The sequence below is a fragment of the Qipengyuania sp. SM2507 genome, assembly GCF_053714505.1.
In genome coordinates this window covers 284,707-298,945 of the sequence record NZ_CM132307.1, presented here as the reverse complement: position 1 = coordinate 298,945, position 14,239 = coordinate 284,707, and the positions used below count along the sequence as shown (strand labels likewise).

Here is a 14,239-nt window from a genome sequence, read left to right as displayed (position 1 = left end):
TCACGCCCGATATGGTGAGGAAGCCTGCAAGTTCCACTCAAACATCGACCAGCGCGTAATGCGCCGGGGGATGGATGCCTTCCATCTTCTCGTTGAGCAGCGGGCGGAAGCTGGGGCGGCTCTTGACCACCGAATACCAGCCGCGCGTCTGTTCGTGGCCCGACCAGTCGATCCCGCCGAGATAATCCGCCACCGATAGCTGCGCCGCGGCCGCGAGATCGGCGAGGCTCATGGTCGAACCCGCGATCCAGCTGCGCGTGTCGACCAGCCAGTCGATATAGTCGAGATGGCCGTGCGCCAGCTTCATCGCCTCGCGCAGCACCCGTCCGTCGGGGGGCTGGCGCAGCACCAGTCGCTTGTGGACCTTTTCGTGGAACAGCGGTCCGATCACGTCGCCGAAGAAATTTTCGTCCATCAGCGCGATCAGCCGGCGGATTTCGGCTCGGTAAATCGCGGTTCCGCCGAGCAGCGGGCTGCGCTCCACCGTCTCGTCGAGATATTCGCAGATCGCGCGGCTGTCGCTGATCGCGAGATTGCGCGCCGGATCGTGGAGCACGGGAACGCGCCCCGCGGCGTTGAGCGCCAGCAGCTCGTCGCTCGCCTCCCAGGGCAGCTGGCGGACGAGCTCGTAGGCGACGCTCTTCTCCCCCAGCACGAGGCGAACCTTGCGGCTGAAGGGACACAGAGGGAATTGGTGCAATTGCCACATGGTGGGGGAAGTCCATGGAGCATGGGGCGGGCGAATGCCAGCCTTGCTGGCGCAACTTTACGCTGCGGATCAGCGCGTTGGCGAGCGGATTTCGGGAGGCATCGCGGTTTCGAGCTGTTCGGCCATGTCGCGAAGCGCCGGAAGCAGCGCAGCGAGACTGCCCGAGAGACCCGCCATACTGTCCATGGCCTGCGGCAGGCGGTCCTGGATGGTCCGGGAAAGATCGTCGCTGCGCGGCGCCATCCGGCGCAGGGTCAGGTCGGGATCGACGCGACCCGCGGGCTCGCCCGCCGCCTCGGCGAGCGGCTCCACGATCGGAGCGAGCGGAATGTCTAGCACGATTTCGGCCAGCGCCGCGAGCGTGGCAGCAAGCTGCGCCTGGCGCACGGGATCGGACAGGCTCTGCGCCATGCGATCGAGCGCCTCGGTCTCTTCGACCGGCGCGTAGTCAACATCCTGCGCGAGCGCGGGCGCAGCCAGGCAGGCGAGCGGGACCGCGGTGGTGGCGAGGATGATGCGACGCATGCGAATCGTAACCTTTTCAGAAGAATGAGAAGGGTGTTTTGCCGCCCGGGCCCTGAACCCTCGCTGACGCCCCGCTGCCCCGTCGCTGACCGCGCTAGAGACCCGAAGCCTCGAGCAGCATAAGGCACGGCGGCATGGCGCGGTCGAGCGCGCCTTCTTCCCGTGCCAGCCGCCCCGCTTCTGCGGACAGCAAACGCGCCACGCCGTCGCGATCAAGCCCGGTCTCGTCGATCAACCGGGCGGCGGTTCGCACGAAGAACTCGCGGCCGCGCTCGCCCAGCGCCGGATATTCCAGCGCCTCGGCATCGCCGGGTGACTGCGCCTGGGCCTGCGCCACCAGCGCAAAGGCGGCGGCGCAGCGCACCCCGCTCTGCTGTTCGAGCGAGAGCGCCGGAGCAGGGGCCGGTGTCGGTGCTGGAGCTTGAGCCGTTGCGGACTGAAGCGCGAGCAGGAGCGTTGCGGAAAGGAGAGCTGTCATGCGACCGGTGGTAGCCGCCGCAGCCTGAACCGCAAGCTACCGGCTTGCGAGCGCGGCCCCCCTCGCCTAGGCCTCGGCGCGACCGACTACTGGAGAACCCCCCTATGAAGACCCGCGCCGCCGTCGCTTTCGAAGCCAAGCAGCCGCTCGAAGTGGTCGAACTCGACCTGGAGGGGCCCAAGGCGGGCGAGGTGTTGGTCGAAATCAAGGCGAGCGGAATCTGCCACACCGATGCCTACACGCTCGACGGGCTGGATTCCGAAGGGCTGTTTCCCTCGATCCTCGGCCACGAAGGCGCCGGGATCGTCCGCGAGGTCGGCGCCGGGGTGACCAGCGTCAAGGAAGGCGATCACGTCATCCCGCTCTACACCCCCGAATGCCGCCAGTGCAAAATGTGCCTCTCGGGCAAGACCAATCTGTGCAGCGCGATCCGCGAGACGCAGGGCAAGGGGCTGATGCCCGACGGGACCAGCCGCTTTTCCTACAAGGGGCAGACCATCCATCACTACATGGGTTGCTCGACCTTCTCGAACTTCACCGTGCTGCCCGAGATCGCGGTGGCCAAGATCCGCGACGACGCGCCGTTCCACACCAGCTGCTACATCGGCTGCGGGGTCACCACCGGCGTGGGCGCAGTGATCAACACCGCCGATGTCCGCCCGGGCGACAATGTCGTGGTGTTCGGGCTGGGCGGGATCGGGCTCAACGTTATCCAGGGCGCACGGATGGCCGGCGCGGACCGGATCGTCGGGGTCGACATCAATTCCGACAAGAAGACCTATGGCGAACATTTCGGGATGACCGATTTCGTCAATCCCAAGGAAGTCGGCGATGTCGTCGCGCATCTGATCGCAATGCTCGATGGCGGCGCAGATTACAGCTTCGACTGCACCGGCAATACCGATGTCATGCGCCAGGCATTGGAATGCTGCCACAAGGGCTGGGGCACCAGCATCATCATCGGCGTGGCCGAAGCAGGGAAGACCATCGAGACCCGCCCCTTCCAGCTCGTCACCGGGCGCAACTGGCGCGGCAGCGCCTTCGGCGGGGCCAAGGGCCGCACCGATGTGCCCAAGATCGTCGACTGGTACATGGATGGCAAGATTCAGATCGATCCGATGATCACCCATGTCCTCAAGCTCGACGAGATCAACAAGGGCTTCGACCTCATGCATGCGGGCGAAAGCATCCGCAGCGTGGTGGTCTACGACTGAGCCCGACCCCTTCACCAACGACACGACAACAAACCAGGAGAGACGACACATGTTCAGCCACGTCATGCTCGGCGCCGACGATATCGACGCCTCGAAGAAATTCTACGACGCCTGCTTCGCCGCTCTTGGCGGCAAGGAAGGCAAGCTCGACCCCAAGGGCCGGGTAATGTATTTCCACAATGGCGGGATCTTCCTGCTGTCGAAGCCGATCGACGGCGGCAAGGCCTGCGGTGCCAATGGCGGCACGATCGGCTTCGCGGTCGAAAGCGAGGAACAGGGTCATGCCTGGCACGCCGCGGGCGTCGCCAATGGCGGCACCGCGATCGAGGATCCGCCGGGCATCCGCGAGAGCGAGATCGGCAATATGTATCTGGCCTATCTGCGCGATCCGGCGGGCAACAAGGTCTGCGTCATGAAGCGCATGGGCTGATGAATCAGAAAACCGACGATACCGCACTCGAGACGGTCTCCGAGGCCAAAGCATTCGGCGGGGTGCAGGGGGTTTACTCCCATGCCTCCGCCGAAACCGGCACCGAGATGACCTTCGCGGTCTATCTTCCTCCGCAGGCCGAGAGCCTTGCGGAGGGGGAGACGCTGCCGGTGCTGTACTATCTCTCGGGGCTGACCTGCACCCACGCCAATGTCACCGAGAAGGGCGAATACCGCGCGGCCTGCGCCGAGCAGGGCATCGTCTTCGTCGCGCCCGACACCTCGCCGCGCGGCGAGGATGTGCCCGATGGCGATGGCGAATACGACTTCGGCCTGGGTGCGGGCTTCTATGTCGATGCGACGCAGGCACCCTATGACGAACACTATCGGATGCGCGCCTATGTCGAGCGCGAACTGCCCGCGCTGGTGGAGGCGAATTTCCCCGTCGACCCTGCACGGCAATCGATCATGGGTCATTCGATGGGCGGCCACGGCGCGCTTACCGTGGGTCTGCGCAACCCCGACCGCTTCCGCTCGATCAGCGCCTTCAGCCCGATCGTCGCGCCGAGCCAAGTGCCCTGGGGCGAGAAGGCGCTGGGTCGCTATCTCGGCGAGGGTCGCAAGACGTGGCGCGAATATGATGCAGTTGCGCTGATCGAGGATGGCGCGCGCGCCGAGCATCTGCTGGTCGACCAGGGCATGGCCGACGATTTCCTCGTCGAACAGCTCCAGACACACCGGCTGGCCGAGGCCTGCAAGGCGGCGGGAATGGAACCGACGATCCGCCTGCAGGAGGGCTACGACCACTCTTATTTCTTCATCTCGACCTTCATGGCCGAGCATGTCCGCTGGCATGCGGAGCGCTTGAAGGCCTAGTTGGCGCTCATTTGCCCAGCGCTCTCATTTGAACGCACAGCGCGCGGCGGAGCCGGTCACCACCGCCATCGCCTCGGGGTCGTTCCATTCGCGGACATGGGAGACGAGACGAGCGACGGTCAGCCTACTGTCCGTGTCGCGCACCGCACTGGCGAACCGCGAAATCCGCCGGATCTGTCCAATGGAGAGTTCCTCGGCCCAGATATCGGCCATGCAGGTGGCGATCCGGAGCGGCACCCCGGCCTCGGCCAGCCCCGCCTCGACTCGCTGCTCGGCCACCGTCGCGCAGGCGGCGGCCAGCGGGAGCAGCGCACAACTGGCGACGAGGGCACGGGTTCTGGATGGCATCGCGGTTCCTTTGCTGCAGCCTGATCCACACCAACGCTGAGGCTCGGCGATCGGTTCTCCGGAATCCATGCGCTGCGGCAAAGTCGGGTAGTGGCGAACCGTCCGGGATCTCGTGCTTGGGCGACCAAGTAATTGCAACCACCTGCATGCATCATCACATTTCTCTTGCAATCGCCGCAACCGGGTTCATTCCCGTTGTCTTGGGGTTCAAACAGGGGATAGAACCGTGAACACATTGCTCAGAATGGCGGCGCCCGCCGCATTGCTCTTCGTCGCAACGCCGGCCTATTCGGTCGGCATTCAGGACTTCGATCTGGTCAACGCGACCGGCTATACGATCGCCGAGGTCTATGTCGCCCCCACTTCCAGCAACAACTGGGAAGAAGATGTCATGGGCCGCGACCTGCTCGAGAACGGCGAAACGGTGAGTATCGAATTCGCGCCACGGCAGAAGGAATGCAATTACGATATCAAGGTCGTTTGGGACGACGGCGACGAAGCTTTCTGGAAGGGCTTCGATCTGTGCACCGTTTCTCGAGTTACGCTGCATTGGGACAATGGCCGGGCTTGGGCCGAATACGAATAGGCGCGACATCACATGCCCGGGATCAAATGCCCGGGGGATAATTGCCTAACGGCTCGCCGAATTGCGACTATTGTCTTTCCGCTTTATCGATCGCTTTCGAAATTCGATTGGGGGACGCCGATGTCGAGAATGGTCTGGGTCCTACCCTGTCTGGTCCTCGCAGCCTCGCCCGCAAGCGCCGAGCCTGCACCGGCGACCCCCGTCTTTCTTCCTGCCCAGGAGGCGCAGCCCGACTAGACTGCGCAGGGCTCCGGGCAAGTCATCATCGTCCAGGGGGAGACCGAACGCCGAGAGGTCATAGTCGGCTCGAGGGTTCCGACGCGACAGCTTATCCAGGACGGACCGATCGCGACCAGCACCGGCGTGGCCGGTCTGGTGCCGGGATCGGGAATGGACCCTTTCGTGGGCGGAACGCGGACGGTGCGGACGAAGGGCTGTGTCAGCTCGGTCGAAGCCATCCGCAAACCGGTCGCCTGCCTGATCGTCCGCGCCGACGAGGCGCTGGCGGACGGCGATCCCCGACTGGGCGCGGGCCTGCTGCGTACGATAATCGACGACGACAGCTTCAATGCGCAAGAGCGGTTGGCCGCGGCACAGCGGCTTTATGCCATCGGAAACCATGTCCAGGATGTCGATCTGCGCGAACAGGCGCTGGCCCAGATGCTCGAAACCGGACTGCTGGCCGAGCGTGACGCCATTGCCGCCCACCGCAGCCTGGCCGCGATCGCAATCGCCAGAAGCGAGCCTGCCCTCGCCATCGCCCGGCTTGACGGCCTGTTGCGTATCACCCCGGGCAGGGCACAGGACTGGGTTAATCTGGCGGTCCTGCAACGGGCGGCAGGCGAACCCGCAAGCCGCGCGTCGATGCAACGGGCGATCGAATTGCAGCTGGCTTCGGGCCGCCCGGTCGCTCCCGGCTGGCAGAGCTTCGTCGACAATTGACCACCCGCATCGCCACCTGCCGCTGCAGCGATCTCACGGCCAATTGCGCGGGCGAACCGGTGCGCGTTTCAGTGTGTCATTGCCTCGATTGCCAGCGACGCAGCGGAAGCGCCTTCGCCTTCCAGGCGCGCTGGCCCGAGGCGCAGGTCGCGATCTCGGGGGCGTGGAGCGAATGGTCGCACACCGGGGAAACCGGCAACCGCGCCATTTTCCGCTTCTGCCCGCGCTGCGGCGTGACGATCGCCTACACCAGCGAGGGTCTGCCGGGGCTGATCGCTATCCCGGTCGGCACCCTTGCAGACCCGTCATTTCCGTCGCCGGAATATTCGGTCTGGGAAGGGCGCAAACATCGCTGGGTTGCGGTGATCGGCGACGGGATCGACCATTTCGACTAGCCGGGCTCCTGCGCCCCCGCCCGCCAAAGCTTCGTCGCGCTTTGGTTCGCCAGGCCTCAGGCCTTGCGCCCAAGATAGATCAGATTGAAGGCCGGTTTGTCGCGATAGGGGGTGTAAAATTCGACGCGCTCGACCCGTACCTCGGTGAAGCACTGGCGCATCGCCTCGAGGAACACCGGATCCTCGGCATCGGTCGACCAAAGCGCGAAAATGCCCGCGGGCGCGAGCCGGCCGCTCACCGCCTCCAGCGCCTCGACGCTGTAGAAATCGACACTCGCCGGATCGATGAAATGGGTGGTCGAATGGTCGATGTCGATCAGGATCGCATCGTGCAGGCGGTCGGGTTGGTCGGGAAAGAAGCCCGTCGCTGACCGCGCAAGCTCGAAGAAGTCCCCCTGTACCAGTTCGCAGCGCGGGTTGCCGGCGATGGCCTCGCCCAGCGGGAGCAGATGCTCGCGGTGCCATTCGATCACTTCGGGAATGAGTTCGACCACGCTCAGCGCGCCGACCCGCGGGTCGCGCAAGGCGGCTTCGGCGGTGTAGCCTAGGCCCAGTCCCCCGATCACGACATCGAGCCGCTTGCCCTGCGTCATCGGCAAGGCGAGGTCGGCCAGCGCGATCTCGCCTTCGACGAAGCGGCTCGACATCAGATAGCCGTCGTTTAGCTTGATCTCCCAGATGTCCTCGCCCTCCGCGCTCAACCGGCGGCGACGCAGCGACAGCTCCCCGATAGGGGTCTGGCGAAAGGCGATTTCCTCGAACAGCAGCATGGCAAGTTGTTAGAAGGGAATCCCCCCTGCCGCCAGTTCCTTGCGCGCGCAGCTGACCGACTGGCAGCGACCCCCGTCAGCTTCCGCCGCTCACCTCGAAAACCGCGTATTCGGCCCGCCAGTTGGCGCCAGCCGGGCCCAGTTCGCGGGCATCGGTGAAAAACCAGCGACGTTCGATCGCCAGCCCCAGCTCCTGCGCGAGCGCCTCGAAATCATGGACCGTCACATGATGGATGTTCTGCGTCGCGTACCAGCTCACCGGCAGGTGGCGCGTCACCGGCATCCGGCCGTGGCGCAGCAGCGCCCAGCGCATCCGCCAATAGGCGAAATTGGGAAAGCTGACGAAGGCGCGGCGTCCGGCGCGGACCAGCTCGGACAGCATCAGATCGGGCCGCTCGGCGGTTTGCAGCGTCTGACTGAGCACGGCGTAATCGAAGCCGCGATCGGGATAATCGACCAGATCGCGGTCGGCATCGCCCTGCACCACGCTGAGCCCGCGCGCGACGCAGGTCTCCACCAGCGCGCCGTCGATCTCGATCCCGCGGACATCGCAGCCCTTGCCCAGCAGCGCGGCCATCAGCGCACCATCGCCGCAGCCGACGTCGAGCACCCGGGTGTCCGGTTCGATATGCGCAGCGATCACCGCGAGATCGGCGCGAAGGTCGGAAGAGGGGCTGGGAGCGGAGTTCATTCGAGGAACCCTCTCACCACCCGGTCGAGTGCGGGAACGTCGAGCAGGAAACTGTCATGCCCGAAAGGTGCGGACAATTCGACGAAGCTGACCGGCGCGCCCGCCGCGTTGAGCGCATGGACGACATGCCGGCTTTCTGCGGTGGGATAGAGCCAGTCGCTGTCGAAGCTGACAAGGCAGAACCGTGCATCGGTCCCGGCGAAAGCCTGGGCAAGCTTGCCACCATGCTCTTCGCCGAGATCGAAATAGTCCATCGCCCGGGTGATATAGAGATAGCTGTTGGCATCGAAACGCTTGGTGAAGCCGCTGCCCTGATAGCGCAGATAGCTCTCGACCTGGAAATCGGCGTCGAAGCCGAAGGTCTTCTCGGTGCGGTCCTGCAGGCGACGACCGAATTTCTCGGTCAGCCCGTCTTCGGAGAGATAGGTGATGTGCGCCGCCATCCGCGCCACCGCAAGACCCGCTGCGGGGCGCTCCTCATGCCCGTAATAATTGCCGTCGCGCCAATTGGGATCGGCCATGATTGCCTGCCGCCCGACCTCGTGGAACGCGATGTTCTGCGCCGAATGCCGCGCGGTGGTGGCGATGGCGAGCACCCGCGCGGCGCGCTCGGGCCAATTGGCGGCAAGGCTGAGCGCCTGCATCCCGCCCATCGAGCCGCCGACCACCGCGTGCAGCCGCTCGATCCCTAGCGTGTCGAGCAGGCCGACCAGCCCGCGGACCATGTCGCGGATGGTGATCACCGGGAAGCGCATGGCATAGGGTTCGCCATCGGGCGCAAGGCTGGCGGGGCCGGTCGAGCCCATGCAACTGCCGATCACATTGGCGCAGATGACATGATAGCGGTCGGTATCGATCGGCTTGCCCGGCCCGACCATCCGCGCCCACCAGCCCGGCTTGCCCGTGACCGGATGCGCGCTGGCGACGAACTGGTCGCCGGTCAGCGCGTGGCACAGCAGGATGGCGTTGGAACGGTCGGGCGCCAGCGTGCCATAGGTCTCGTAGGCGACGGTCACATCCGTCAGAACGCCGCCGCCATCGAGAGCGAGCGGCACCTGCAGGGTCGAGGAGCGATAGGTTTCGGTCACCGGCCTCCCTTATCGCCCGGAGTCGCGCTTGTCGAAGCCGCGAAAAGCTTTAATGCGCCCAAGCTGAAATGACCGAAGCCAATCCCGCCTCCAGCCCCACAGCAAAACCCTGGATCCAGGCGATCCACGCCTATGTCCCCGGCCGGGCGACCGGTGCGGATGGACGCGAGCTGATCAAGCTCTCGGCCAATGAGAACCCGCTGGGTTGCAGCCCCGCGGCTGTCGACGCCATGGCAGCGGTCAGCTCCGGGGCGCGCTATCCGGATCCCGACGCGGCGGAGCTTCGCGCAGCCATCGGCGGACTGCACGGCATCGACCCTGAGCGCATCGTCTGCGGCACGGGTTCGGACGAACTGCTCAATCTCGCCGCGCAGGGTTATGCCGGGCGAGACGACGAGGTGCTTTTCTCCCGCTACAGCTTCTCGGTCTACGACATCGCCGCGCGGCGCTGCGGCGCCACCCCGGTCGAGGCGCCCGACCGCGACTATGGTACGGATGTCGATGCGCTGCTCGCGGGGGTGACGCCCGCCACCCGCGTGGTCTTTGTCGCCAATCCCAACAACCCCACCGGCACCTGCCTGCCCGCCGCCGAAGTGGCGCGGCTGCATGACGGGCTACCGCGCGACGTGCTGTTCGTGCTCGACCAGGCCTATGCCGAATATCTGCAGGCCGAAGAGGACGATGGCGGGCTGGAGCTGGCGGCGGCGCATGACAATGTGCTGGTCACCAGGACCTTTTCGAAAATCTACGGGCTGGCGGGCGAGCGGATCGGCTGGGCAACCGGCTCGCCGGGGCTGATCGCCACGCTCAACCGCATCCGCGGGCCGTTCAACGTAACCGTCAGCGGCCAGGTCGCGGCGCGCGCGGCGGTCAGCGACCAGCAATTCGTCGACCGCTCGCGCGCCGCGAATGCCGCCGGTCTGGCGCGCTTTACCGAAGCGGTCGAAGCGCTGGGCAATCGCGGCCTGCGCGCGGTGCCGAGCAAGGCCAATTTTCTGCTGGTGCTGTTCGAAGGCGCGCTGACCGCAGAGCGGGCTTTGCCGGCGCTGGCCGAGGCTGGGTACGCGGTGCGCCATCTGCCTGGACAGGGCCTGCCCCAGGCGCTGCGGATCACCATCGGCAGCGACGAGGACATGGACATGATTGCCGCGGTGCTGCGTCGCGAGGCCGAAGCCGCGGCCTAGGAATTGAGCGCGTTGATCGCATCGAGCACGCGCGCTTCGACGTCCTGCCGATCGAGACCCGGCGGAATCGCCTCGCCGAAGCGATAGGTGATCCGCCCGGGCAATTTGAGACCGCGATGATAGAGCGGACCGCTGTCCACCGCGACCGGTATCACCGTCAGGCCAAGCGCCTTGTACAAACCCGCGAACCCCGCCTGCAGCCCTCGCCGCTCGCCATGCGGCACCCTGGTACCCTCGGGAAAAATCACCAGCGGCCGCCCGCTCGCCGCCATTCGCTTCGCCTCTCGGATCATCCCGATCAGCGCCCGTGCACCGGCCCCGCGGGCCACGGGAATGAGCCCGTAGGCGCGCCCCGCGCGGCCCCAGCCGACGATCTTGAACAGCTCTTCCTTGGCGAACACCGCAGGCAACGGAAACAGCTTGGGGGTGTCGATCGCCTCGAAGAAGCTCTCGTGCTTGACCGCGTAGAGAACAGGTTCGGTGGGCGCCTCGCCTTCGATCACCACCTCGCAACCCAGCAGGTGGACCACGCACCAGCGGTGCCATGCGCTCCAGGCGTGAACGAGCTTGCGGAACAGTTCGTGGCTGAACGGCAGCGCCAGCAGCGTGCCGCTCGTCACCACGATCGAGCCGAGGTAGAAGGCCAGGTAGAAGGCGATGTTGCGCAGCAGCAGCATGGTCCGGCCCCTCAGGCGGGCATGCCCTGAGAAACCGACGATGCCAGCAGCTTGTTGTATTCGAGGAACAATTGCTGGAGATCGGGGCTGGAAGGCACCGCGTCCTCGTAGATCACGACATTATCGGGGATCGCACCGCGGATCTCGCCCGAGGCGCGGCGCATGTGCCAATCGGTGGTGACGAGGCGCAGGCTCTCGACCTCGTTCTCGGTGACCCATTGCGCGACTTCGCCGGCGTTGGAGCGGGTATCCACCGCCAGAAAGCCGAGCGTGACGCAGCATTCCATTTCCCGTCCGGTTACGTCGAACTCGGTGGCGAATTCCTGCGGTTTGACCTCGGGGTCGACGCCCGAGACGAACATCTGTCGCGCCTTGCCCGCGCGGACTACATCCAGCCCGCGCGCGATCCGGCCCGACCCGCCTGTCGGCACCACCACCGCATCGGTTTGGACATCGCCCAGCGGCTGCGGCAGCGTCACCGCGAAACCGACGAAGCCCAGCGCGTAGATGAGCAAAAGAAAGGCAGCAAAGCGCAGGATCACAACATTTTCCTCAGCGAGGCCATTACCGTCATCCGCGCGGTGAGCAAGGCGATTGCGACTGCGGCGAAGGGGACCACCGCCATCAGCAGCCAGTCGAAGCCGCCCAGCCCGCCGCCCTGGACCAGCCCGGCGTCGAGCGCGGCGAATTGCGCCCCGAGGATGGTGAGCGCGATTGCGCCCAGCACCAACCCGACGACCCCGCCCAGCGCGGCGTCGATCAGCACCGAGCGCTGGAATATCCGAGCGATCTGGCCATCGGTGCCGCCGAGCAGATGGACCACCTCGATGGTCGACCGGTTGGCGTTGAGCGCATTGCGCGCCGCGAGCCAGACCGCGGCAGCGCTGGTGAAGGCGAGCAGCGCGATCAGACCGATCGCCAGCCAGCGCAAGGCCGCGATGGCGCTGAACACCGGGCCGAGCCAGTCGGACTGGGCATCGATCCGCGCATCGGGCGCCACTTCGGCGAGCGCGCTGCGCAAGTTGTCGAGCGACGCTTGGCTCACCTCGCCATCGAGCCGCACATCGATCAGCGCGGGCAGCGGCACGACCTCGCTGCGCACACCACCGCCGAGCCAGGGTTCGATCAGCGCTTCCAGTTCCGCCTGCGGTACGCGGCGCATATCGGCGACACCGGGGTGGTCGCGCAACGTCGCCATTGCGCGATCAGCCTGGGCAGCGCGCAGCACCGGATCGGCCTCGACAATCTGCACCGTGACACCACCCGCCAGGTCCGCGCGGGCGCGATCCACCAGATTGGTCAACGCCAGCGCGCCGCCTGCGGCCAGCACGGTCAGCGCCACCATGATCGCGATCACCCAGGGCATCGGCCCACCCAGCCGCGCGCGCGGCAGCAGATGCGAGGCACGGCGGCCGATGAGCGGCGCGAGCCCGCGTTCGACCGCGCGCGCCATGACCGGGGGCTTGCTCATCGCCGACCGTCCCTTGGCGCGTTGGGGGGCGATGCGGGCATCGGGTTGCGCGGCGGATAGCGCAGCGCCCCGGTGGGATCGGAAAGCTGCCCCTTGTCGAGCCGCATTATAAGCGAATCCGGGACCTTGCGCAGCAGGTGAACATCGTGGGTCGCCACCACCACCGTGGTCCCCAGCCGGTTGAGCGCCTCGAACAGGCGAATGAGCTTGAGCGCCATTTCAGGGTCAACGTTGCCGGTCGGTTCGTCGGCGACCAGCAGATCGGGCCGGGCGATCACCGCGCGGGCGATGGCGACGCGCTGCTGCTCGCCGCCCGAGAGCGTCGCCGGGCGCGCATTGGCGCGGTTCCCCAGTCCCACCCAGTCGAGCATGTCCGCCACCGGTTTCTGCACATCCGCCTCGCGCACGCCCGAGACCCGCAGGGGAAGCGCGATGTTGTCGAACGCCGAAAGGTGCTCGACCAACCGGAAATCCTGGAACACGACCCCCAGCCGCCGCCGGAACGAAGGCAGCTTCTCGCGCGGCTGGGTGATGACATCGCGCCCGAACATGCGGATCGCGCCACGCGAGGGGCGCTGCGCAAGATAGAGCAGCCGCAGCAGCGAGGTCTTGCCAGCCCCGCTCGCTCCGGTGAGAAAGTAGAACCGTCCGGGATAGAGGCTGAAGGCGATGTTGCTCAGCACCTCCTTATCGGTGCCATAGCGCAGGCCCACGTTGTCGAAGCGGACGATTTCCTCTTCGGATCGGCTCACGCGCCGGTTCCAGCGAAAAGGCGCCCCAACGCCGCGAAAATGCCGGAAATGCCCATCTGACCGGTGATATAGCCGCGCACCGGTGTGGAAAAAAGCCCAGAGGTCCGATTGCCGACAGCTGTCGCACTTGTTGCGATTCGTGCACCGGCCTAAGGCCGGGTGTAATGATCATCGCCTGCCCCGCCTGTTCCACCCGCTACGTCGTGCCCGATAGCGCGATCGGCGTGGACGGTCGCACGGTCCGTTGCGCCAAATGCAAGCACAGCTGGTACCAAGACGGACCCGCGGTCGAGAGACCCGCCGAAGCCCCCGAGGCACCGGCGCCGACGCCTGCACCCGCGCCTCCTCCGGTCGAGGCCCGTCCGCATATCGGCGAGGAAGCGCCGGTTGCTGCTGCGCCGCAGCCACCCCCGCCGCGCGAGGTGACTACGGCGCGGCCGCGGGTTTACGACGATCTGGAGGGCACCAGCGATCCGGTCGATGATCCGGCCGGCGGGCCGAGCTTCGACGAGGGCGATCCCCCCTATGACGATCTGCGCGCGACGCGGCGCTCCACCCCGGTGTTCGACGAGGGTGCTTCGCAATTCGATTCCGAGCCGCCGTTCAAGCCGCGCCGCAATTATGTGAAGCTGTGGACCTGGGCCGCGGGCATCTTCGCGGCGCTGGCGCTCGGGGCAGTGGTTGCGGTGAGCTATTTCGGCGCGCCCGACTGGTTTCCCGTCAACAAGCCGCTCTACGGCGTCGGTGCTCCCGATCTGCAGATCGAGTTTCCGGAAGAGGAGCAGGAACGCCGCACGCTCGCCAATGGCACCGAGTATTTCGGCGCCCGGATCATCGTCACCAACACCGCGCGCGAGACGCGAGCGGTGCCACCGATCCTGATCGTGCTGCGCGATGCGCGCGACCGGATCGTCTACAGCTGGGAAATCATGCCGCCGCAGGACAGCCTCGCACCCGGCGAATCGATGACCATCAACGAGGCGACCACCGACGTGCCCAAGCCTGCGGTCTACGCCGATATCGGCTGGGCCCCGCGCTAGACGGAGCGTCCTAAGTTCGGCGCTTCCAAGCCGGTTTGCAGCGGGCGCAGCCAAAACGCTTGCG

General features: G+C 66.2%; 19 protein-coding genes. 8 read left to right on the top strand and 11 right to left on the bottom strand.

Translation table 11 applies throughout. The features are described from left to right. Window positions 1-37: 37 nt before the first annotated feature. The 3 genes from ACWIKC_RS01410 to ACWIKC_RS01400 all read right to left on the bottom strand — a co-directional run bounded on the left by ACWIKC_RS01410 (window position 38) and on the right by ACWIKC_RS01400 (window position 1,712). A complete protein-coding gene (locus ACWIKC_RS01410) occupies window positions 38-709 on the bottom strand; it encodes a glutathione S-transferase family protein (protein ID WP_454598361.1) in 672 nt (223 codons plus the stop codon). Window positions 710-778: 69 nt separating this feature from the next. Then, a complete protein-coding gene (locus ACWIKC_RS01405; protein WP_454598360.1) occupies window positions 779-1,234 on the bottom strand; it encodes a hypothetical protein in 456 nt (151 codons plus the stop codon). 94 nt (window positions 1,235-1,328) lie between these two features. After that, complete coding sequence (locus tag ACWIKC_RS01400; protein ID WP_454598359.1) at window positions 1,329-1,712, bottom strand: hypothetical protein; 384 nt, start codon at window positions 1,710-1,712, stop codon at window positions 1,329-1,331. Between the two features lie 104 nt (window positions 1,713-1,816). Between ACWIKC_RS01400 and ACWIKC_RS01395 the strand changes: the two genes are divergently transcribed. From ACWIKC_RS01395 to fghA, 3 genes are read left to right on the top strand one after another with little or no spacing between them, the layout of a single operon-like run. Further along, the gene (locus tag ACWIKC_RS01395; protein ID WP_454598358.1) at window positions 1,817-2,926 is read left to right on the top strand and encodes an S-(hydroxymethyl)glutathione dehydrogenase/class III alcohol dehydrogenase; all 1,110 of its coding nucleotides are present in this window, start codon (window positions 1,817-1,819) and stop codon (window positions 2,924-2,926) included. A gap of 49 nt (window positions 2,927-2,975) precedes the next feature. Next, entirely contained in the window at window positions 2,976-3,356 is a 381-nt protein-coding gene (locus tag ACWIKC_RS01390) for a VOC family protein (RefSeq protein WP_454598357.1), read from the top strand. Further along, window positions 3,356-4,231: an S-formylglutathione hydrolase gene (fghA, locus tag ACWIKC_RS01385; RefSeq protein ID WP_454598356.1), complete on the top strand. Its 876-nt coding sequence runs from the start codon at window positions 3,356-3,358 to the stop codon at window positions 4,229-4,231. The genes ACWIKC_RS01390 and fghA overlap by 1 nt, the downstream gene beginning before the upstream one ends. Before the next feature lie 24 nt (window positions 4,232-4,255). On the opposite strand, the gene ACWIKC_RS01380 is transcribed toward fghA, so the two are convergent. Beyond that, complete coding sequence (locus tag ACWIKC_RS01380) at window positions 4,256-4,579, bottom strand: hypothetical protein (RefSeq protein ID WP_454598355.1); 324 nt, start codon at window positions 4,577-4,579, stop codon at window positions 4,256-4,258. 226 nt (window positions 4,580-4,805) lie between these two features. Between ACWIKC_RS01380 and ACWIKC_RS01375 the strand changes: the two genes are divergently transcribed. The 3 genes from ACWIKC_RS01375 (at window position 4,806) to ACWIKC_RS01365 (ending at window position 6,502) form a co-directional block, all read left to right on the top strand. Further along, window positions 4,806-5,165: an argininosuccinate lyase gene (locus ACWIKC_RS01375; RefSeq protein ID WP_454598354.1), complete on the top strand. Its 360-nt coding sequence runs from the start codon at window positions 4,806-4,808 to the stop codon at window positions 5,163-5,165. A 390-nt stretch (window positions 5,166-5,555) separates the two neighbouring features. Beyond that, on the top strand, window positions 5,556-6,107 hold the full coding sequence (locus ACWIKC_RS01370; RefSeq protein WP_454598353.1) for a hypothetical protein: 552 nt from the start codon (window positions 5,556-5,558) through the stop codon (window positions 6,105-6,107). Continuing rightward, window positions 6,104-6,502, top strand: coding sequence for a GFA family protein (locus tag ACWIKC_RS01365; RefSeq protein ID WP_454598352.1), 399 nt, complete (start codon window positions 6,104-6,106; stop codon window positions 6,500-6,502). Before ACWIKC_RS01370 ends, ACWIKC_RS01365 begins: the two co-directional genes overlap by 4 nt. A 56-nt stretch (window positions 6,503-6,558) precedes the next feature. On the opposite strand, the gene ACWIKC_RS01360 is transcribed toward ACWIKC_RS01365, so the two are convergent. The 3 genes from ACWIKC_RS01360 to metX form a co-directional block, all read right to left on the bottom strand. Next, window positions 6,559-7,272: a hypothetical protein gene (locus ACWIKC_RS01360; RefSeq protein WP_454598351.1), complete on the bottom strand. Its 714-nt coding sequence runs from the start codon at window positions 7,270-7,272 to the stop codon at window positions 6,559-6,561. Window positions 7,273-7,348: 76 nt separating this feature from the next. Further along, window positions 7,349-7,963, bottom strand: a complete 615-nt coding sequence (metW, locus tag ACWIKC_RS01355) for a methionine biosynthesis protein MetW (RefSeq protein WP_454598350.1) — start codon at window positions 7,961-7,963, stop codon at window positions 7,349-7,351. Beyond that, complete coding sequence (gene metX, locus ACWIKC_RS01350) at window positions 7,960-9,051, bottom strand: homoserine O-acetyltransferase MetX (protein WP_454598349.1); 1,092 nt, start codon at window positions 9,049-9,051, stop codon at window positions 7,960-7,962. The genes metW and metX overlap by 4 nt, the downstream gene beginning before the upstream one ends. A 68-nt stretch (window positions 9,052-9,119) precedes the next feature. On the opposite strand from metX, the gene hisC reads away from it, so the two are divergent. Then, window positions 9,120-10,235: a histidinol-phosphate transaminase gene (gene hisC / locus ACWIKC_RS01345; protein WP_454598348.1), complete on the top strand. Its 1,116-nt coding sequence runs from the start codon at window positions 9,120-9,122 to the stop codon at window positions 10,233-10,235. On the opposite strand, the gene ACWIKC_RS01340 is transcribed toward hisC, so the two are convergent. From ACWIKC_RS01340 to ftsE, 4 genes are read right to left on the bottom strand one after another with little or no spacing between them, the layout of a single operon-like run. Beyond that, the gene (locus ACWIKC_RS01340) at window positions 10,232-10,912 is read right to left on the bottom strand and encodes a lysophospholipid acyltransferase family protein (RefSeq protein WP_454598347.1); all 681 of its coding nucleotides are present in this window, start codon (window positions 10,910-10,912) and stop codon (window positions 10,232-10,234) included. The two genes, hisC and ACWIKC_RS01340, sit on opposite strands and share 4 nt — an antisense overlap. 11 nt (window positions 10,913-10,923) lie before the next feature. After that, window positions 10,924-11,454: a YdcF family protein gene (locus tag ACWIKC_RS01335; protein WP_454598346.1), complete on the bottom strand. Its 531-nt coding sequence runs from the start codon at window positions 11,452-11,454 to the stop codon at window positions 10,924-10,926. Then, a complete protein-coding gene (locus tag ACWIKC_RS01330; protein ID WP_454598345.1) occupies window positions 11,451-12,383 on the bottom strand; it encodes a cell division protein FtsX in 933 nt (310 codons plus the stop codon). The genes ACWIKC_RS01335 and ACWIKC_RS01330 overlap by 4 nt, the downstream gene beginning before the upstream one ends. Further along, complete coding sequence (ftsE, locus tag ACWIKC_RS01325) at window positions 12,380-13,135, bottom strand: cell division ATP-binding protein FtsE (protein WP_454598344.1); 756 nt, start codon at window positions 13,133-13,135, stop codon at window positions 12,380-12,382. The genes ACWIKC_RS01330 and ftsE overlap by 4 nt, the downstream gene beginning before the upstream one ends. Before the next feature lie 164 nt (window positions 13,136-13,299). Here ftsE and ACWIKC_RS01320 point away from each other — a divergent pair, with 164 nt between their 5' ends. Continuing rightward, entirely contained in the window at window positions 13,300-14,175 is an 876-nt protein-coding gene (locus tag ACWIKC_RS01320) for an MJ0042-type zinc finger domain-containing protein (protein ID WP_454598343.1), read from the top strand. Window positions 14,176-14,239 lie beyond the last annotated feature (64 nt).